Here is a 17,268-nt window from a genome sequence, read left to right on the forward strand (position 1 = left end):
AGATCGGTCAATGAGCAAGCAGGCAGTGGATTTCATGGAGCCTTCGGCGTACCGCAAGGCCCTCGATACCTCGTTCGTGCACCGCTATAGCCATGGCGAAGACGAGTGGTCGTGGGACATCGGCATGGCCCGGGCGGCGCGGGTTTTCCTCGCGGCGCTGGGCGACAAGCCCGACCAGCGCATCCTCGATGTCGGCGTCGGACGTGGCCGCGATGCCTCGGAGTTCATCCAGGCCGGGCACCGGGTCACCGGCCTGGACATCGTTGAGAACTCCAGCTGGCCGCTATTGCGCAAGCGCTGGGGCGAACGCCTGGAGCTGGTCAACAGCGCTTTGCAGGACTGGCAGACAGCGGACGGTCGGCAGTTCGACGCGGTACTCGACAACGGCTGCTTCCACCATCAGCACCCCGATGAGTGGGATGCCTACCTGGCGCATATGCGCAGCCATGTGCGCAAGGGCGGTCTGATTGCCCTTAACGTCTTTGGCGTGGACAGTAGCAACCCGGTACCGGGCTGGCGCGAGATGGACAACCAGCGCCAGGGTTACTTCTTCACCGAGCAGGGCATCCGCGACAGCCTCGAAGGCTACGGCTTTGCCTGGCAGGAACTGGTGGTGATCGAACGCCAGCATGGCGACGCCATGTACCTGCTGGCGCTGGTCCGCAACTGAGGGTGATCACGGCCGGGATCTGAGGTTTCAGCTCCCGGCCGTTCTGTTTACTTCCTGCAGATCAGGCCGATCTGCAGGCTGTTGCTTTCGAACCCATCCCAGTAGCCCGGCTCCCGGGCATCCTTGCGTTGCTTGCTGATCAAGGGCGCGATCCAGCGGCAGTCGCTGAACCCCGCGGCTTTTGCCGCGTCTTCATACACGTCCTGACGCCAGCGGTAGTAGGTGAAGTCGGCCGGCGGCGTGGACATGAACTGCGCCTTGCAGCGATAGCCGCCATTCACGACATTTTCATCCAGCACACTGATGCCATAGCGGGTGAAGTTGCCCTTGCCCAGGTCGAACGCCGGGTTGGCGGTATAGGCCACCAACTGGCCGCCGGGTTTGAGGTTCTGCGCGGCGCTGCTGAACATCCGCCCCAGCTCCTCGACGCTGCTGGCGTAATTGAACAGCCAGGCAGCGGTAACCTTGTCGTAGGTGCCGATGCGCCCCATCTGCGCCACGTCCCGCACTTCGTAGGCGATGCCGTCGTTGGCCTGGCGGGCCTGATAGATCATGCTCGGCGAAATATCCACGCCGCGCACATGGGCAGCGCCCCAGTCCTTGAGCTGACGGCTGAAAAAGCCGTGACCGCAGGCCAGGTCGAGAATCTCCAGGCCCTGCACGTTGCCGACCATGTAGCGGAAGGTATCGACTTCGATGCCGCGCTGGCTGGCGTGGCTGGTGAAGTCTTCAAACTGTTCGCTGATGCGCTCGTACACCTGTTTGGCTTCTTTCATCGCTGCTCCTTGCATCGGACGGGGGACTCAACTCATCAGGCCAGGGCCCTGGCCGGGTTTCGGGTAAGGCGCCAGGTCAGCAGCAGGGCCAGCGCTGGTGCCAGGGCAAACACGCTGAACAGCCACGTCGAGGCCTGCTGTGCCCCGGCGACGCCGCCGGGCTCGACCAGCCCGGCGCTGTTGCTGACCAGCCCGGCCAGCGCCGCGGACAGGGCGGTGGCGTACAGTTGCACGGTGGTGATCGACGCCGAGGCGAGGTTCTCTTCGCCTGCGCGGGCAGCGCTGAGCACCCGCGTCAGCAGGTGCGGCCAGCCCAGGCCGATCCCTAGCCCGACCCCGGCCAGGGCCAGGCAATACAACGCCAGGCCCGACGCCTGGGCCAGCCACGGCTGTTGCGGGGTCATCAGCGCCAGCGCCAGCAGGGCCACGAGGATCACTGCCGGGCCGAAGCGGATCATGCGCTCGGCGCCAGCACCTGTGCGGCTGGCGCTGAACAACGCGGCGACGGTCCAGCCTGCGGCCATGGCCGCCGTCATATAGCCGGCGGCAAGTGGGCTCAGGCCGTGAATTTCCTGAAGAAAATAGGGGACAAATATTTCCGTGGTGATCGCCGCGATCAGCAGGCACATCACCGCGTACAGCGCGCCCAGCGGCGTGCCCAGTGCGTAGGCGCCGGTGGGCAGCAGGCGTCGGCCAGGGGTATGGTCGAGGCGGGCGATGAGTGCGGCAAGGGCCAGCCCCGCGCCGATGCCGATCAGGTTCCAGAGCAACTGCGTCGACAGGCTGGCGGCGGAAATCGCCAGTACTGACGCCACCAGGCAGGCGATCAGGCCATAGGGCGGACGGGATTGCGAGCGGGCGGCAACCTTGTTGCTCAACTGGCTGATGACGATCAGCGCCAGCAGCGCCGCCACCGGCAGCAGTGACCAGAATGCCCAGCGCCAATGGCCGCCCTGGGCAAAGATGCCACCGACCGCCGGCCCGCACAGGGTGGCCACGCCCCACATGCCGGACACCAGGGCCATGGCCCGCGGCCACAGGCGTTCGTCGAACACCAGGCGGATCAGCGCGTAGCTCAGGGCAAACAGGATGCCGCCGCCCAGGCCCTGGACGCTGCGGCCGATCAGCAGCACCGGCATGCTGGGCGCTGCGGCGCAGATCACCGAGCCCAGGGCGAACACTGCCAGGGCCAGGAGAAAGGCTGCCCGCGCGCCCAGGCGTTCGATCAATTGCGCCGACAGGGTCGAACCAATGATCGAGGTGGCGACGAACAGGGTGGTGCTCCAGGCATAAAAGGCCAGGCCGCCGATGTCGGCAATCACGGTCGGCAAAATGGTGGTCACTATATAGACGTTGATCGCATGCAAGGCCACACCTCCGGCCAGGGCAATCGAGCGCAGGGCGTTGCGCCCGCGCAACAATTCAGCCCATGAAGCGGGGGCAGGGGGATGGGCGGTGTTCATGCGCGGCTCCTTCGCAGGTGGGGTTTCGAGTGGCTGAAAGTCTAGGTGCAGTCGCACTATTACACAATGTATTGCTTGTATAAATAGACCGCGCGACTGGCCTTGGTTTTGCTACCATCGCGTTTTTTTACCGCCCGCTCGCTGAAGCGTCGGGCGGCTGACTGGCAAGGCCGAAGGAGAGCAGTATGATCATCACTACCACAGGGACCATCGAAGGCCGGGAAATTGCCGCCTATCTGGATGTGGTCAGCGCCGAGTCGGTCCAGGGTATCAACGTGGTTCGCGATATTTTCGCCAGTTTCCGCGACTTTTTCGGTGGCCGTTCACAAACCCTGGAAAGCGCGCTGAAAGAGGCACGCATCCAGGCCACCGATGAAATCCGCGCCCGCGCGCGCAGCCTGCAGGCCGATGCAGTGGTGGGCCTGGATTACGAAATCAGCATGCCGTCGGCGCGCGGTGGCATGGTCGTGGTGTTTGTCACCGGCACCGCCGTAAAGCTCAAGTAAGCCTCTCAAGTCACCCTGGGGTGCGACAAAATAGCCCGGCCATTGGTCGGGCTTTTTTGTCTTTGCCCGTGTGGTCCGTAAATGACCGGCTAGTCTCAGAATCACCAGGGTCAGTGCTTTTCTGGGCAATCATCTGTTTGCCGGTACTGATCCGCTGTCGGAGGGAGACTGGGGCATGGTTGACTTGTTCAATGAGGACAACGGCGACGCTTTTCCAATCAACAATCTAATCCGTTGCGGGCAGAGCGGCTATCGGCTGGGTTTTACCAACATGACGCAGGAAGACGCACAGGTGCGCCTGAACGCGCTGCAGCGTAGCAAGAAGGGCAAATTCACCCCGCGCTTGCCCGCGAAGAAGTAAACGAATCGTCCACCACCCCGCCCAACGGCGGGGTTTTTTTTGCATTGTTTGACCTTGCGCAAAGGTTGCGTGGCTCGCACTCGCCTGATGCCGGGTTGTGTGCCTTACTATCGCCGCCATCAATACAGGAGCCATTCGATGCGTATCAGGGAAGAGACTTACTGGAACTGGGCCGACGCACAACTGCACAGCCGCAGCCATGACGAACAGCTCAGTGACGGGACCAGCCTCGACGTACAGGTAAGGCTGTCGCGTACCGGCGCCACGCAATTGTTCCTCGGCATCTATACGCGCCAGGGCAAGGCCATGGTCGAGGAGTACTACGACAACCGCCCCTGTGAAACCATGACGCGCGCCATGGTCTGGGGCGTCGACCGGGCCAGGGCACTGGCTACCGGGGCGTTGCCACTGGAGAAGGCGCCATTGCGCCGTCAGGCCTGAGGGTGACGGGCGCGGCTGGCCTGGACGATGCGCTGGGCCGGCACGCGTAGCTGGCGCAGCAGGTACTCGGCGAACTCGGCAGAATAATCCTGCAGGGCAATCGCCTGTTCCATGCAGTTCAACCAGATGGCGCTGTGGTTTTCATCGATCGGCCATTGGGCATGGAAGGCCGGGATGGCGATCGGACCATAGCGTTCACTGAACAGCCGCGGGCCACCGAGCCAGCCACTGAGGAAGCAGGCCAGCTTGTCGCGCGAGGCATCGAGGCTTTGCGGGTGCATCTGGCGCACGGCCAGTGCCTCGGGGTTCTCATCCATCAACCGGTAGAACGCATCGACCAGGCGGCGCAGGCCGTCGATGCCACCGGCGGCCTGGTAGGAGGCATCACCGGTGCCGAAAGCAGGTTGGGTCATAAGCGGGCTCTTGTGCAAAGCGCCATTCTAGCCAGGTACCGGGATAAATAAAAAAGGCTCTTCACGGAATCCAGGGTTGGGATGTTGAGGCTTAGCCCCCCAGGATTCCGTGAAGAACCATAAAAAAGCCCAATCCGCAGGGATTGGGCTCAAGCGTGGCTGGGGCAGTGCTGCACCCCAGCGACCCTTAGCAGAGACGGTCGATCACCGCGACGCCAGGAGTGTTCTGCAGCGCAGCCCATTCGCTTTGCAGGGTCTGCAGAACCCGTCCGACATACTGGGTGTCGGCAGCGGCTTTCTTGCCGACGTAGCCCTGGCCGCGACGGTACATCTTCAGGCGGGCACGCATGTTCGGGTTGCATTGCTCGAACTGCGTTTCGTCGCTCATGCTTTCCAGGCTGTCCAGGCGAACTTCACCCGATTCGCAAACCCAGAGGATGTGGCTGTCGAGAGTGTCCTTGCGCGCGGCGAACAGCCGGGCCAGTTCTTCAACAGTCGGTTGATTGTTCAGATTCATCATAAAGCCCCCTAGACCATTCGTTGTTTGTTCGCACTTGGCGCATAACATGTAGCGTTAAATGAAAGCTGCTACAGCAGCGTCACAACTGGGGGCTTCTACACGCTGCCTTTTGGGCAGTACCCATCCGCACACAGCTCATGGATCTGTCGAGCTGCCTGGAACACCCTTGCCAGTACCCCCGATCGGGGAGACGACCTCATCATGCAAGGGGCGACGAACGGCGTCAACAGGTTTTGTAGTGTTTTTTTTGATGCACTACATCTTGTCCGACAATGCCTCGAATTCGGGGCATTGACACGCATCAGTCTGCGTTAAAGCGATCTGCAGGATCATGGCTGCACATGTTCTGCAGGGAGTTACCCATGAATTCGCCGGCCAATGCGCCTGTCTCTCAAACCGCCGGAACCCGCATGCCTATTGGCCTGCTGGTGGGTATCGCGGCCCTGGTCGGGGTGCTGTTGCTGCCGATGCCCGCCGACCTGCCAGTGGCCGGCCACCGGGTGTTGGCAATCCTGGCCTTTGCCGTGGTGGTGTGGATCACCGAAGCGGTGTCGTACGAAGCCAGTGCGATCATGATCACCTCGCTGATGGCCTTTTTGCTCGGCACTGCGCCGACCGTGGCTGACCCCTCGGTGATCTACGGCTCCTCCGCAGCCATTACCCTGGCCCTGACCGGGTTCTCCAACAGCGCCCTGGCCCTGGTGGTGGGCGCCTTGTTCATCGCCGCGGCCATGACCCACACCGGCCTGGACCGACGCATCGCCCTGGTGACGCTGTCGAGTATCGGTGTCAGCACCCGGCGCATCCTTCTCGGTGCAGTCGCGGTCACCGTGCTACTCAGCCTGGTGGTGCCCAGCGCCACGGCGCGCAGTGCCTGCGTGGTACCGATCATGATGGGCGTGATCGCCGCCTTTGGCGTCGACAAGCGCTCGAACATCGCCGCCGGGATCATGATCATCGTCGCCCAGGGCACCAGCATCTGGAACATCGGCATCCAGACCGCGGCGGCGCAGAACCTGCTGACCGTCGGCTTCATGGACAAGATGCTCGGCGCCCGGGTGTCGTGGATCGACTGGTTGATCGCCGGCGCGCCCTGGGCGTTGATCATGTCGGTGGTGCTGATCGTGCTGGTGCTGAAAATGCTGCCGCCCGAGAGCGACGCGATTCCCGGCGGCAAGGCGGCAGTGAGCAAGACCCTGGCCGAGCTCGGGCCGATGACCGCGGCGCAGAAACGCCTGCTTGGCGTGTCGCTGCTGTTGCTGCTGGCCTGGGCCACCGAGGGCAAGTTGCATCACTTCGACACCACCTCGACCACTTATGCCGGGCTGGTGATCCTGCTGCTGCCACGGATCGGGGTGATGACCTGGAAAGACGTGCAGGCGCGCATTCCCTGGGGGACGGTGATTGTCTTTGGTGTCGGCATCAGCCTGGGCACCACCTTGCTTACCACCCAGGCCGGGCAATGGCTGGGCGCGCAGGTGGTGGCCCATACCGGGCTGGATCAACTGGGCACCCTGGGGGTGTTTTCGATCCTCGCGGCCTTCCTGATTCTGATCCACCTGGGCTTTGCCAGCGCCACCGCGCTGACCTCGGCGCTGCTGCCGATACTGATCGCCGTGCTGCAGACCCTGCCGGGTGACTTCAGCCGGCAGGGCATGACCATGGCCCTGGGTTTCGTGGTCAGTTACGGCTTTATCCTGCCGATCAACGCGCCGCAGAACATGGTCTGCCTGGGCACCGAGACCTTCACCGCCAAGCAGTTTGCCCGGGTGGGGATTGTGGTGACCTTGATTGGCTATGGGCTGATGCTGGTGTTTGCCGCTACCTGGTGGCAGTGGCTGGGCTGGATGTAAAGGGCCAAGATTGCGACCGCTTCGCGCTCGATCGCTGGCAAGCCAGCTCCCACAGTTCCGGTGTACACAAATCTACTGTGGGAGCCGGCTTGCCGGCGATGGGCTGGCAGCAGCCCCCGAATCTAGAAGTTCGCCGGGGTGTTGGCGCTGATGATCTCGGCCTCATCCTGGCCGATGTTCTTGAAGCTGTGGGGCAGGGTGGTGGGGAAGTAGTAACCGTCGCCGGAGTTGAGGATGCTGACCTGGCCATCCACCCGCAGCTCGATGGTGCCACGGGTCACCAGGCCACATTCTTCGCCCTCGGCATGCACGATCGGCTCACCGGAATCGGCACCTGGCGCATACAGCTCGCGCAACATGCGCATCTGCCGGCCTTCGACACTGGCACCCACCAGCAGCATGCGCAGGCCACTGTTGCCAAGGTCGGGCTGCTCGTTGGAGCGGAACACAAAGCGCTCTTCGCGGATCGGCTCGTCGAAACTGAAGAACTCCGCCAACGACATCGGAATGCCTTCAAGCAGTTTTTTCAGGGAACTGACCGAAGGGCTGACGCGATTCTGCTCGATCTGCGAGATCGTCGAGTTGGTCAGGCCACTGCGCCGAGCCAGCTCCCGTTGGGAGAGTTTGTTGCGTTCACGCACCAGTTTGAGTCGTGTCCCCGTGTCCATAGCCGCCTTATGTGTCAAAAATTTTGGGCGAAGCATTAAAGCACATTCCGTTAGGCTATAGCGGTCCGCCTGTAGGGATGGATGGCCGCAGGTGTTGCGGGCCTGATTTTGCACGCCACAACGACAGGGAGTGTTGGATGAGCCAGCTTGAACCTATCCCCGAGGGCAATAGCAGCTTGCGCGAGTACGCCAGGCAGTTGAGTGATGGTTTGCTCTGGATAAATGATCGTGCCTGGCCACTAGGGGGGTGTCTGCTATTCCTGTCCGGGCTCTATCTGCACCAGTACATTCAGGTCGAGAAGATCCCCTTGAGTATTACTTCGGGGGCGGTGATTACGGCATTGCCAATCATGTTTGCCATGATGATCTTCGTGATCGTGGTGCTCAGCACCAACATCCTGCTGCCGACCATGGTGCTGTTCCAGCGCCTGGATGCCAAGGGTAGGCGTCTGGCTGATCAGCTGGAGGGGAAGAGCCGGGGCGCAGTGAGCCTGGCGTGGCTTGCGGGCTCCCTCGCATTGGCATTGTTCCTGGCGTTTTCCGGGTATTTCGTGATTCAGATAGGCCCCATGGACTGGTACTGGCTGGTGCTGTTGCCGGTCGGGCTGATTGCCATAGCAACCTTTGTAGGATTTATCCATTGGCTGGTTCCTACGGATCTCGACAAGCCCGAACGTGGCGAGTTTTACACGATTGCTTTGTGCAGCGCCGGGTTGCAACTGCTGGTGCTTCTGCAAGTCACAGCTGTCGTCGAAACACTGGTGGGCGAGCTGGCCGGCTCAGCCTCGACATTCCTGCCGATCATGGCTCTGGAAGTGCTGGTGCTGGTGATTGTGCAAGTCCTGGTGGTGGCAATGATGGTGCATTTCCATCGGCAAAAGAATGTCTTTCGCCCTTTGATGGTGAGCTTCACTTTGCTGCTGATGGTTGTGGGGCTGTTCCCCGAAGCAGCTGCAAAAATTGGCGGTTACGCCCTGCAAGTGTCGGGCTCGGGCGGCAGGACCTGCATTGTGCTCAATACCGAGCAGGGGCCGACCGAGTCAATGAAAATCCTCGCCGAGGCCGACGGCATCTATTACGCGCGGCCTATCACGGCGACGACAAAGGAACTGCAGTTGATCCGCCGCGACACCGTCAAGGGTTTCGACGAATGCGCGAAACCCAAACCCGCTCAGCCCTGACGCCGCGGCATCGGCCAAAACCCCACCAGCAATAACAAGGCACCCACGATCAGGTATGGCAGGCGTGGATCGACGGCGTAGATCAGGGTTCCGGCCAGCGGCCCGATGACCACGCCCAGGCCCTGCACGGCGCCGATGGAACCGGCCGTGGCGCCTTGTTCGGAGGCGTCCATGGCATTGGCCGCCAGCGCCGAGAACGCCGGGAACACCCAGCCCATGCCGCAGGCCGAGAAAAAGAAACACGCCCACAAACCCACGGCGCTGGTGGCCAGGGCGCTGGCGGCAAAGCCCACGGCGGCGATGCTGGCGCCGACGCGGATCATCCGCAGCGGTGGCCACTCGAGTTTGCGCACCAGGATCTGCGACAGGATCAGCGCCACGCCGACCATGGTCAGGGCAACCCCGGCGGTTTGCGCCGCATCGGCCGGGTCCATGCCCAGACGGTCGAGGGCGAAGAAGCCGACGGTGATTTGCGCCACCGAGACACTGAGCATCGCCACGAAAGCCACCAGCAACGGCTGGCGCAGGCGCGGGTCGGCCAGGCGTACCGGGCGGGGTGGCTGCTTGAGGTGCAGTTCCTGACGCTTGAGCTTGAGCAGCAGCACCAGGAACGCCAGCATCGGTAGCACCGCCATCACATAGAACGGCAGGCTCAGGCTGTAGCGGGCCAGGACCGCTGCCAGCGCCGGGCCGATCACCAGGCCGAAGGCGTTGGCCGCACCCAGCGAAGCCATTGCCCGAGCGCGGTGCTGAGGTTCGATGTTATCGGCAATCAGCGCTGCGCCAGCGACCGGCAGAGCGGCGTAGAAGGCGCCGATCAAGCCGCGGCCAAGCACCAGCCCGGCAAAGGCCAGGGCGGCACTGGGCAGCAGGTGCAAGGCGGTATCGATGAACAGGCATAACGCCCAATAGGCCGCGGTGAAGCCTGCGGTGCCAAGCAACAGCACCTTGCGCCGTCCCAGCCGGTCACTGGCTCGGCCCCAGGTGTGTGCCAGGAGCATCCAGATCACCCCGGCAACCGTCACCGCTGCGCCGGCCTGCCAGGTGGCCAGACCGAGCGTGCGGGCAATCGGGCCGATCAAGGACACGAAAGCCATCATCGCCATGGTGCAGGCCATGTTGGCCGCCAGTAACGGGCGTAGGTCGAAGGTAGATCGCTCGGGTTCGTCGAGCATGGCAGGGTCCGTTGCGGTGGTCATGGGCTATCCAGGGCAGGTGAGGGCAAGGCGGTCGACGACCGGCAGAAGATGATAACGATTGTCATCTGTCGGCGTCGACCGCAAATCACCTGCGTCAGAAATCGCCTTTGAGGGTCACCATGAAATTGCGCGGCTCACCATAGAAGTTGCCCCAGGCCAGGGCGCCGACGCTGGAGTAGTAATGCTTGTCGAACAGGTTGTTGCCGTTGACGGCGATACTCCAGTTGTCATCCAGCTGGTAGCCCAGGCGCGCGTTCCAGATTGCATAGCCGGGCTGTACGGTTTTCGCCGCGCGGTCCTGGTAGTGGTTGTCGCTTTGCGCATTGACCCCACCGCCCAGGCTCCAGCGTTGCAGCGGGCCGTCCAGCTGATAGTCGGCCCAGACCCGCAACAGATGGCGTGGCACATAGCTGGCGGTGAAGGTCGCGTCCTGGCTGTTGGTATTGGTCTTGAGGTATTCAAGCTCGGTGTAGGTGTAGCCGGCCAGCACCTGCAGGCGCTCGGCCAGCTCGCCGCTGAGTTCGGCCTCGAAGCCCTGGGCGCGGACCTTGCCCTTGTCGCTGTAGCAGTAACCGTCGGAGGAGCCGGCGCATACCGAGTTATAGTCGGCTTCGGCGCGGTGCGCCTCGATGGTGCGGAACAGGTTGAACGCCGCGTTCAGGCCGCCATCGAACCATTCGCCCTTGATCCCCAGCTCGTAGTTGGCGCCGGTCTTGGGTTGCAGCGGGCTGCCCTGGGCGTCGGTGTAAGTGCCTTGCGGCTGGAAGATATCAGCGTAGCTGCCGTACACCGACCAGGTGTCGTCCAGGTCGTAGATCAGCGCAGCAAACGGCGTGACCTGGCCGTTTTCCTGGCTGCGGTCATGCTGCCAGTAGTCCCAGGCCTGGGTGTAGGAATCGCGCTGGCTGCGGTACCAGCTGACCCGGCTGCCAAGCACCAGGGTCAAGGGCTCGGCCAGTTTCAGGCGCAAGGTGGCATAGGTGCCGATCTGCCGGGTGTCGCTTTCCACCGGCAGCGGGCCGCCGCGGTAGGAGGCGGTCTGGTACAGGCTGTCCGGCGGCTTGGGAATGTCGCGGTTGGGCGCGAACGGGTCCATGGTGGTGCCAAGCAACTGGGTCATGTTGATCAGCGCGTAGGTGTCGCTGCCCTTGGCCCGGCTGGCGTTGGCACCGATGATCAGCTCGTGCTCCAGGCCCCAGGCGTTGAATTTGCCATCCAGGTAGGCGTCCATGCCGTAGTCGTGCTGGTCGTAGTCGAACAGGCCGGAGTACAGCGGGTTGTTGGCCGAGCTGCTGCCGACCGGCACGCTGCCCAGGGTCATGGCGTACTGCATGTCCTGGGTGTTGTGGCTGTGCATGGCCGCGACTTTCAACAGCCACTGGTCATTGAAGTGGTGGGTGAGGTCGGCGAACAGGTTGACCCGCTGGCTTTCCCAGCTGTTCCAGGTCGCGCCCAGGCAGGTGGAGCGCGACAGCTTCAGGTCCGAACCATCGCTGTAGCGCGGCAGGCCCTGCCAGCACGGGGTGGCATTGAGCTTCTCGTAGGCGGCGCCGATGCCGAGGGTGGTGGCGTCGTTGAAGTCGTAGTCGAGGGCGCCATAGACCACCTGGTCGTCGCGCTTGCCCATGTCGTAGAAGTATTGGCGGTCCTGCCCGGCGACCACCAGCCGGCCACGCAGGCTGCCGGACGCGTTCAGCGGGCCGCCGGTGTCGAGCTGGGCGCGGTAGTTGTCCCAGGAGCCTGCCGAAAGGCTGACGCTGGTAGCGGCCTTTTCCTGTCCGCGCTTGCGGATGAAGTTGACGCCACCGGCGGAGCTGCCGGAGCCCTTGAGCATGCCGGCGGCACCGCGCAGCACTTCGACGCGGTCGTAGTAGGCCATGTCGCTGGCAAAACTGTTGGCCTGCACGTAGTTGCCACCGAGGTCCAGCGGCACACTGTCGTACTGGTACTGGCCGGCAAGCATGAAACCGCGCGAGTAGAAGTATTTACCGCCCATGGGCGAGTCATGCACGGTGATCCCCGGGGTTTTCTCCATCACCTGTTCGAGGGTGGTGAGGTTCTGCTCGTCCATCATCTTGCGGGTGATCACCGTCACCGACTGCGGCGTCTCGCGCAGTGAGTGCTCGCCCTTGGCAAAGCTGACCTGGCGCACCGTGAGGCTGTCGGTGGTTTCCATGCCGGTGTTGAGGGTGCTGGCGCCGATGGTGGTGGCGCCCAGTTCCAGTGCACCGTTGCTGGCCGGCAGCGGGCGGATCGAGTAGCTGCCGTCAGCCTGGCGGAACGCTTGCAGGCCGCTGCCGGCGAGGATCTGGCTCAACCCTTCGAGTACCCCGAAGCGGCCCTGCAAGCCTTGGCTCTGCAGGCTGGCGGTCAACTGTGCGTCATACGACAGGTTGACTCCGGCCGCTGCGGCAAAGCTGCCCAGCACCCGGCTCAGGGAACCCGCTTCAATGGCGAATACCTGGCCGCTGCTGGTGCTTTCGGTCTCTGCGGCCTGGGCAATGGCGAGGGGTAGCAGGGGCAGGACCAGGGCGGCAGCCAGCAGGTGGCTGCCAATCAGGTGGGGTAGAAGGGCACGGGGGAAGCGGGGTTGCATGGAAATCCTCTTCGTTCGCAAATGAGATTATTTCCTACAGAGGCGGACGAACGAAAAGAAACAGGCACCCCTCGCTGAAATTTTTTTAACTCAGGCCGACGCTGACCCAGAAGCGGTTGTAGCGACGCACCTGGAGCTTGAACGACGTGGCCAGCGCCGACAGCGCCGCATCGCTGTCTGTGAGGGAAAAGGTCCCGGATACCCGTAGCCCGTTCAGTTCGTTGGAGTAAGACAACAGCCCTGGCCGGTAGCGGCCGAGCTCTTCGAGCAAATCGCCCAGGCGCCAGTCTTCGACGATCAGGTGCCCGCCGGTCCAGGCCGCTTCGCTGCTGGCGACGGTCTGCGCGGCATGCACCACATGGCTGTCGAACTGGCAGCGCTGGCCGGCGTGCAGTCGACGTGCCGGCGCCTGGTGCGGGTTGATGCGCACCGCATGCTCGAAGACTTCGACCCGGCTGGCGGTGTCGCGCTGCTCAACGCTGAAGCGCGTGCCCAGGGCTTCGACCAGGCCTTGAGCGGTTTCCACTCGCAAGGGGCGTTGGCGGCTGTCTTTGCCACTGGTAAGAAAGATCCGCCCGTGACGCAAGCGAATCAGCCGTTGCAGGTGGTCGAAGCGAATGTCCACGGCGCTGGCGGTGTCGAGCACCAACTGGCTGCCGTCGTCCAGGGTAAGGTGACGAATTTCACCGGTGGCGCTGTGAACATCAGCCAGCCAGTGCTGCGCCGGCTGGCTGCGATAGCTGGCCCAGCCGCCAAGGCCCAGGCCGGTGGCCAGCAGCAGACCCTTGAGCACGCTGCGCCGGGGCAGGCCCTCAGCTTCGCTGCGCTGCAAGGTGTCGAAGGCCAGCGCCCCGGGCACACTGGCCAGGCGCCCCTGCAATTGCTCGACCCGCGCCCAGGCCCAGCGATGCTCCGCGGCGCTGGCCAGCCATAGCTGCCAGGCCTGGTGCAGTTCGGCCGGGGCATCGCCGGCGGCCAGTTGCACATGCCAGCGGGCGGCGGCTTTCAGGGCCTGGCGTTGGCGCTCGCGCTCCGTCATGGCTGGGCGTCGTAGGCGAGCAGCAGGCAGCGCTCGGTGGTCTTGATCAGGTACTTTTTCACCGTAGTCAGCGACACGCCCAGGGCCTCGGCGATTTCCACGTAGGTCATGCCCAGCCAGTTGGCCATCAGAAACGCCTTGCGCGCCTTGGCGCCACAGCCGGCCAGCAACTGGTCAATTTCACGCAGGGTTTCCAGAATCAGCACCTGCTCTTCGGTGGAGATCTGTTCGGCTTCCGGTTGCGCGGCCAGTGCTTCCAGGTAAGCGCGTTCCAGTTGCTGACGGCGGAAATGATCGATCATCACCCGCCGCGCCACCGTCGCCAGGTAGTTACGCGGCTCACGCAGCAGGCGCACCAGTTCCAGCGCCTCGGAGGAGGCGAGGATGCGCACGAAAGTGTCCTGCATCAGGTCCGCCGCCCGTTGCGGGCAGCTCAGGCGCCGGCGCAGCCAGTGTTGCAGCCACAGGTGATGGTGCTGATAGAGCTGGCCGAGCTCGGCATTGGGCGGTGACGGCGGTGCGCTCATCCTGGCTGCATCCCGGAAAAATGATGCAGATGATAAGCATTCCCAAAAAACTAATAAAGGGTTGTTTTCACACGGCCGCCAGCCGCGTTACCAGAGGGCAAGGGTGTAGCCGACGATCAGGCGGTTCTCGTCGATGTCCGTGGTCATACCGCTGCTGGAGCGAAAGGTGGCGTTGCGCAGGCGCACGCTGACATTCTTCAGCGGACCGCTTTGCACCACGTAGGCAATGTCGGTATCGCGCTCCCATTCCTTGCCGCCGTTGACGCTGGCGGTTTCGATATGGCTGCCATTGACATAGCGGGTCATGAAGCTCAAGCCCGGCAGACCGAGCGCGGCGAAGTTGTAGTCGTAGCGCGCCTGCCAGGCATCGGTTTCGGCCTTGGTGAAGACGTTCACGGTGACCAGGTTGACCGAGTAGGGGTCCAGGCCCGGGTAGGCAAAATCGCCGTCGCCGGACAGGTTCTGGTAACCGAGGCCGAACTTGTGCGCACCCACGCCGAGGGTGAGCATGCCGTTGAAGAAGCGGTTGTCGATCTTGCCGCCGTCAACCCGCGAGGCGGCGCGCAGGTCGTGGCTGCCTTGTTCGCGGGTGTCGAAGTAACGCAGGTCGCTGCGCAGGTTGATGCCTTCGGCCAGGTGCAGGTCGTGGACCAGCCCGGCGTAGTGCTGGCGGTAGATGTCCTGCATCTGCGCGTAGTAATAACTGACCGCCAGGCGCGGGTTGACCGCGTAGGTGCCACCGGCCAGGTCCAGATGATTGCTCTCGACCCCGGCGTAGCTCATTTCGTCGTTGCTCGAGGAATCGCGCAGGTTCTGTTTTTCCAGGCGGCCGAGGTTCAGGGTCAGGCCGTCGATGTCCTGGGAGGTCAGCAGGCCGCCGCTGTAGGTCGAAGGCAGCAGGCGCACGTCGTTGATCGCCGCCACCGGCAGCATCGGTTGCAGGGTGCCGAGCTTGAGCGTGGTCTTGCTGACCCGCAGCTTGGCGGTCAGGCCCAGTTCACTGTAGTCGTCCACCGGTTCCTGGCTGGCGCCGAAGGGCAGCAGGCCGGTACCGCGACGGTCGCGGCTGGAGTCGAGCTTGACCCCCAGTTCACCCAGGGCATCGAGGCCGAAGCCTACGGTGCCTTCGGTAAAGCCCGACTCCATTTTCAGGATAAAACCCTGGGCCCATTCCCGCGCCTGGCTCTGCGGCGCGCCGCTCTGGCGAAAGTCGCGGCTGAAGTAGAAGTTGCGTGTCTCAAGGCTGGCCTTGCTGTCCTTGATGAACTCGGCCTGGGCGATGTAGGAGGTGAATGCGGCGCACAGGCCGGCACTCACCGTCAGCGAACGGGGCAGAAGCATGGGGCTACCTTTTTTTGTTGTTGTGTGTGGCGGGTGCCAGGTGTCTCTGCCTATATTGTTAACATATTATCTTTATTTTTGAATAGACCTCTTGTGGGTGCAATTGGACCTGAGCATAAAATAATTAAGATATTAATTCTTTGGCAGCGGCCCCGGCCACATGCTGCGCAGCACGCCGTCACGGCGTACCAGCCCGTGCACCAGTGCCGCGCCCAGGTGCAGCAGCACGGTGGCGAACAACACATAGGCCAGCCAGCCGTGGGCCTGGCGCAGCAGGGCATACAGCGGCAGGTCGTGGGGCAGCAGTGCCGGGAGTTGTAATGGCAGCGGATAGCCTCCTGCAGACTGCATGCCCCAGCCAAGCACAGGCATCGCCAGCATCAGCCCGTAGAGCAACAGGTGCGAAGCTTTCGCCGCCCAGCGTTGCACTGGCGGCATGTCGTCGGGCAGCGGCGGGGGCGCCAGGCTCAGGCGCACGCCAATGCGCACGAGCACCAGCAGCAACAGCGCCAGGCCAATGGCCTTGTGCAGGCTGACCAGCCAGGTGTGGCGCGGCGACAGGTCGCTGACCATGCTCACGCCGACGAACAGCATGGCCAGGATCAGCACGGCCATCAGCCAATGGAGCAGGCGGGCCAGGGGATGGAAGGCAACAGGTTTCATGGGCGAGCTCCCAGCTGCGCGGCTTCACGGCTGCGGCGGTTGAAGGATTCCGAATAGGCCGCCGAGCGGGCAGCGAGGATCGGGTCGGCCGAAGGCCTGATGCCGCTCGGTAGAATCAGCGGGTCGAAGTTCAGGTCGCGACAGGCGCCTCGTTCCGCGGCATCGACCTGGTCGAGCACCAGGGTGCCGGCGTTCACCGTGGGGCGTTGTGCGGGCCAGGGCTGGCTTGGGTCGTCGACTGCATCGCCGGCAGCTGCCAGGGTCAATTGCAGGGTCCAGCGCAGCGGCCCCCGGCTCAGGCGCTGGCGCAGGTCGTGCTGCAGGTAGTCATTGTCGTCGACCTTTGCCGGCAGCGCGCTGAACGGCGTTTGTGGCAACAGGCTCCAGCGCACGTAGTGGGCCTTGCCGCTGGCATCGATCAGGGCAAAGGCGTTGATGCTGTTGTAGCTGGTGCTGGCGAAACTGTCGGAGGCCTTGTAGTCCTTGGCCCATTGGCGAAAGGCGGCGCTTTCCGGGTGGGCGGCGAAAAACGCCTGCAGGCGCGCGGGGTCGGGTTTGCCGGTGGCCGGGTCCGGGCTCATGGCCAGTACCTGCTGGTAGAAGGCTTCAGGCGTACCCACAGCCAGCACCGGCGGGGTGTTCATGCCGGTGCGCCACTGCTGGCCATCGTCCGTGCTCAGTTGCAGCGCCAGGCTACGGGTCGGCACGCTGGCGTCAGGGCTGTGGGGGTTGGCGCCGCCGATGGCGAAGCGACCGATCACCGCTACGTTGCTCTGGTTGAACACCCGGGCAGTGGACAGGCTCGCCGCCTGCCCGCTGCTCAGGAAATAGCCGCTGACGCACAGGCCCTTGGCGTGATTCTTACGGTAGCCGGGGTAGTGCCCGGCCTGGGTTTCGAAGGTGTCGATAAAGCGCTTCGGGGTCAGGCGCTCGGTGCCGATCCAGCCGGCAGCATAGGCAAAGCCGGTGGCCAGGGCGGTAAGCCCGAGGCCAATGGCAGCCAGGCGCAGGGCGCGGGGGCGACCGTGTAACGGAGTGCTCATGGCGGTGA

18 protein-coding genes are annotated in these 17,268 nt (G+C 63.5%); 6 read left to right on the top strand and 12 right to left on the bottom strand.

Features of this window, described 5'->3' with window-relative positions; all coding sequences use genetic code 11:
• Nucleotides 1-10: 10 nt before the first annotated feature.
• Nucleotides 11-670 carry an SAM-dependent methyltransferase gene (locus LOY45_RS10320; RefSeq protein ID WP_115087472.1) on the top strand — a complete coding sequence of 220 codons (660 nt, stop codon included), beginning with the start codon at nt 11-13 and terminating at the stop codon, nt 668-670.
• 47 nt (nt 671-717) lie between these two features.
• Here the strand turns inward: LOY45_RS10320 and LOY45_RS10325 are convergent, their stop codons facing one another.
• On the bottom strand, nt 718-1,446 hold the full coding sequence (locus tag LOY45_RS10325) for a class I SAM-dependent methyltransferase (protein WP_115087471.1): 729 nt from the start codon (nt 1,444-1,446) through the stop codon (nt 718-720).
• Between the two features lie 35 nt (nt 1,447-1,481).
• Nucleotides 1,482-2,909 carry an MFS transporter gene (locus LOY45_RS10330; RefSeq protein WP_115087470.1) on the bottom strand — a complete coding sequence of 476 codons (1,428 nt, stop codon included), beginning with the start codon at nt 2,907-2,909 and terminating at the stop codon, nt 1,482-1,484.
• A 185-nt stretch (nt 2,910-3,094) separates the two neighbouring features.
• Between LOY45_RS10330 and LOY45_RS10335 the strand changes: the two genes are divergently transcribed.
• The 3 genes from LOY45_RS10335 to LOY45_RS10345 all read left to right on the top strand — a co-directional run bounded on the left by LOY45_RS10335 (nt 3,095) and on the right by LOY45_RS10345 (nt 4,217).
• Nucleotides 3,095-3,415: a YbjQ family protein gene (locus LOY45_RS10335; RefSeq protein WP_115087469.1), complete on the top strand. Its 321-nt coding sequence runs from the start codon at nt 3,095-3,097 to the stop codon at nt 3,413-3,415.
• Nucleotides 3,416-3,590: 175 nt separating this feature from the next.
• On the top strand, nt 3,591-3,776 hold the full coding sequence (locus LOY45_RS10340) for a hypothetical protein (protein ID WP_115087468.1): 186 nt from the start codon (nt 3,591-3,593) through the stop codon (nt 3,774-3,776).
• A gap of 138 nt (nt 3,777-3,914) precedes the next feature.
• Nucleotides 3,915-4,217, top strand: a complete 303-nt coding sequence (locus tag LOY45_RS10345; RefSeq protein ID WP_115087467.1) for a hypothetical protein — start codon at nt 3,915-3,917, stop codon at nt 4,215-4,217.
• Here LOY45_RS10345 and LOY45_RS10350 read toward each other — a convergent pair.
• Both LOY45_RS10350 and LOY45_RS10355 read right to left on the bottom strand, forming a co-directional pair.
• A complete protein-coding gene (locus LOY45_RS10350; protein ID WP_115087466.1) occupies nt 4,208-4,630 on the bottom strand; it encodes a group II truncated hemoglobin in 423 nt (140 codons plus the stop codon). The genes LOY45_RS10345 and LOY45_RS10350 overlap by 10 nt on opposite strands.
• Before the next feature lie 187 nt (nt 4,631-4,817).
• Nucleotides 4,818-5,150, bottom strand: coding sequence for a hypothetical protein (locus LOY45_RS10355; RefSeq protein WP_115087465.1), 333 nt, complete (start codon nt 5,148-5,150; stop codon nt 4,818-4,820).
• Nucleotides 5,151-5,560: 410 nt separating this feature from the next.
• On the opposite strand from LOY45_RS10355, the gene LOY45_RS10360 reads away from it, so the two are divergent.
• A complete protein-coding gene (locus LOY45_RS10360; protein ID WP_258579083.1) occupies nt 5,561-7,003 on the top strand; it encodes a DASS family sodium-coupled anion symporter in 1,443 nt (480 codons plus the stop codon).
• Between the two features lie 122 nt (nt 7,004-7,125).
• Here LOY45_RS10360 and LOY45_RS10365 read toward each other — a convergent pair whose 3' ends face one another.
• Nucleotides 7,126-7,671 carry a cupin domain-containing protein gene (locus tag LOY45_RS10365; protein ID WP_038995852.1) on the bottom strand — a complete coding sequence of 182 codons (546 nt, stop codon included), beginning with the start codon at nt 7,669-7,671 and terminating at the stop codon, nt 7,126-7,128.
• Nucleotides 7,672-7,808: 137 nt separating this feature from the next.
• Between LOY45_RS10365 and LOY45_RS10370 the strand changes: the two genes are divergently transcribed.
• Nucleotides 7,809-8,852: a hypothetical protein gene (locus LOY45_RS10370; RefSeq protein ID WP_233674326.1), complete on the top strand. Its 1,044-nt coding sequence runs from the start codon at nt 7,809-7,811 to the stop codon at nt 8,850-8,852.
• Here LOY45_RS10370 and LOY45_RS10375 read toward each other — a convergent pair.
• The 7 genes from LOY45_RS10375 to LOY45_RS10405 all read right to left on the bottom strand — a co-directional run bounded on the left by LOY45_RS10375 (nt 8,843) and on the right by LOY45_RS10405 (nt 17,260).
• The gene (locus tag LOY45_RS10375) at nt 8,843-10,051 is read right to left on the bottom strand and encodes an MFS transporter (protein ID WP_134062189.1); all 1,209 of its coding nucleotides are present in this window, start codon (nt 10,049-10,051) and stop codon (nt 8,843-8,845) included. The genes LOY45_RS10370 and LOY45_RS10375 overlap by 10 nt on opposite strands.
• Nucleotides 10,052-10,145: 94 nt before the next feature.
• On the bottom strand, nt 10,146-12,647 hold the full coding sequence (locus LOY45_RS10380; RefSeq protein ID WP_258579084.1) for a TonB-dependent siderophore receptor: 2,502 nt from the start codon (nt 12,645-12,647) through the stop codon (nt 10,146-10,148).
• 85 nt (nt 12,648-12,732) lie between these two features.
• Nucleotides 12,733-13,686, bottom strand: coding sequence for a FecR domain-containing protein (locus tag LOY45_RS10385; protein WP_258579085.1), 954 nt, complete (start codon nt 13,684-13,686; stop codon nt 12,733-12,735).
• Nucleotides 13,683-14,213, bottom strand: a complete 531-nt coding sequence (locus LOY45_RS10390) for a sigma-70 family RNA polymerase sigma factor (RefSeq protein ID WP_115087453.1) — start codon at nt 14,211-14,213, stop codon at nt 13,683-13,685. The genes LOY45_RS10385 and LOY45_RS10390 overlap by 4 nt, the downstream gene beginning before the upstream one ends.
• 87 nt (nt 14,214-14,300) lie before the next feature.
• Nucleotides 14,301-15,554 carry an OprD family porin gene (locus tag LOY45_RS10395; RefSeq protein ID WP_258579086.1) on the bottom strand — a complete coding sequence of 418 codons (1,254 nt, stop codon included), beginning with the start codon at nt 15,552-15,554 and terminating at the stop codon, nt 14,301-14,303.
• A 132-nt stretch (nt 15,555-15,686) separates the two neighbouring features.
• Nucleotides 15,687-16,217 carry a cytochrome b gene (locus LOY45_RS10400; RefSeq protein ID WP_115087449.1) on the bottom strand — a complete coding sequence of 177 codons (531 nt, stop codon included), beginning with the start codon at nt 16,215-16,217 and terminating at the stop codon, nt 15,687-15,689.
• Entirely contained in the window at nt 16,214-17,260 is a 1,047-nt protein-coding gene (locus LOY45_RS10405; protein ID WP_258579087.1) for a catalase family peroxidase, read from the bottom strand. The genes LOY45_RS10400 and LOY45_RS10405 overlap by 4 nt, the downstream gene beginning before the upstream one ends.
• Nucleotides 17,261-17,268: the final 8 nt, after the last annotated feature.

The organism is Pseudomonas wadenswilerensis (assembly GCF_024749185.1).
In the GTDB taxonomy this organism is placed as follows: Bacteria; Pseudomonadota; Gammaproteobacteria; order Pseudomonadales; family Pseudomonadaceae; genus Aquipseudomonas; species Aquipseudomonas wadenswilerensis.

Excerpts from the sequence above, each read along its gene's own strand:
- LOY45_RS10320 (WP_115087472.1), top strand. The coding sequence starts at position 11 with ATGAGCAAGCAGGCAGTGGATTTCATGGAGCCTTCGGCGTACCGCAAG.
- LOY45_RS10325 (WP_115087471.1), bottom strand. The coding sequence starts at position 1,446 with ATGAAAGAAGCCAAACAGGTGTACGAGCGCATCAGCGAACAGTTTGAA.
- LOY45_RS10330 (WP_115087470.1), bottom strand. The coding sequence starts at position 2,909 with ATGAACACCGCCCATCCCCCTGCCCCCGCTTCATGGGCTGAATTGTTG.
- LOY45_RS10335 (WP_115087469.1), top strand. The coding sequence starts at position 3,095 with ATGATCATCACTACCACAGGGACCATCGAAGGCCGGGAAATTGCCGCC.
- LOY45_RS10340 (WP_115087468.1), top strand. The coding sequence starts at position 3,591 with ATGGTTGACTTGTTCAATGAGGACAACGGCGACGCTTTTCCAATCAAC.
- LOY45_RS10345 (WP_115087467.1), top strand. The coding sequence starts at position 3,915 with ATGCGTATCAGGGAAGAGACTTACTGGAACTGGGCCGACGCACAACTG.
- LOY45_RS10350 (WP_115087466.1), bottom strand. The coding sequence starts at position 4,630 with ATGACCCAACCTGCTTTCGGCACCGGTGATGCCTCCTACCAGGCCGCC.
- LOY45_RS10355 (WP_115087465.1), bottom strand. The coding sequence starts at position 5,150 with ATGATGAATCTGAACAATCAACCGACTGTTGAAGAACTGGCCCGGCTG.
- LOY45_RS10360 (WP_258579083.1), top strand. The coding sequence starts at position 5,561 with ATGCCTATTGGCCTGCTGGTGGGTATCGCGGCCCTGGTCGGGGTGCTG.
- LOY45_RS10365 (WP_038995852.1), bottom strand. The coding sequence starts at position 7,671 with ATGGACACGGGGACACGACTCAAACTGGTGCGTGAACGCAACAAACTC.
- LOY45_RS10370 (WP_233674326.1), top strand. The coding sequence starts at position 7,809 with ATGAGCCAGCTTGAACCTATCCCCGAGGGCAATAGCAGCTTGCGCGAG.
- LOY45_RS10375 (WP_134062189.1), bottom strand. The coding sequence starts at position 10,051 with ATGACCACCGCAACGGACCCTGCCATGCTCGACGAACCCGAGCGATCT.
- LOY45_RS10380 (WP_258579084.1), bottom strand. The coding sequence starts at position 12,647 with ATGCAACCCCGCTTCCCCCGTGCCCTTCTACCCCACCTGATTGGCAGC.
- LOY45_RS10385 (WP_258579085.1), bottom strand. The coding sequence starts at position 13,686 with ATGACGGAGCGCGAGCGCCAACGCCAGGCCCTGAAAGCCGCCGCCCGC.
- LOY45_RS10390 (WP_115087453.1), bottom strand. The coding sequence starts at position 14,213 with ATGAGCGCACCGCCGTCACCGCCCAATGCCGAGCTCGGCCAGCTCTAT.
- LOY45_RS10395 (WP_258579086.1), bottom strand. The coding sequence starts at position 15,554 with ATGCTTCTGCCCCGTTCGCTGACGGTGAGTGCCGGCCTGTGCGCCGCA.
- LOY45_RS10400 (WP_115087449.1), bottom strand. The coding sequence starts at position 16,217 with ATGAAACCTGTTGCCTTCCATCCCCTGGCCCGCCTGCTCCATTGGCTG.
- LOY45_RS10405 (WP_258579087.1), bottom strand. The coding sequence starts at position 17,260 with ATGAGCACTCCGTTACACGGTCGCCCCCGCGCCCTGCGCCTGGCTGCC.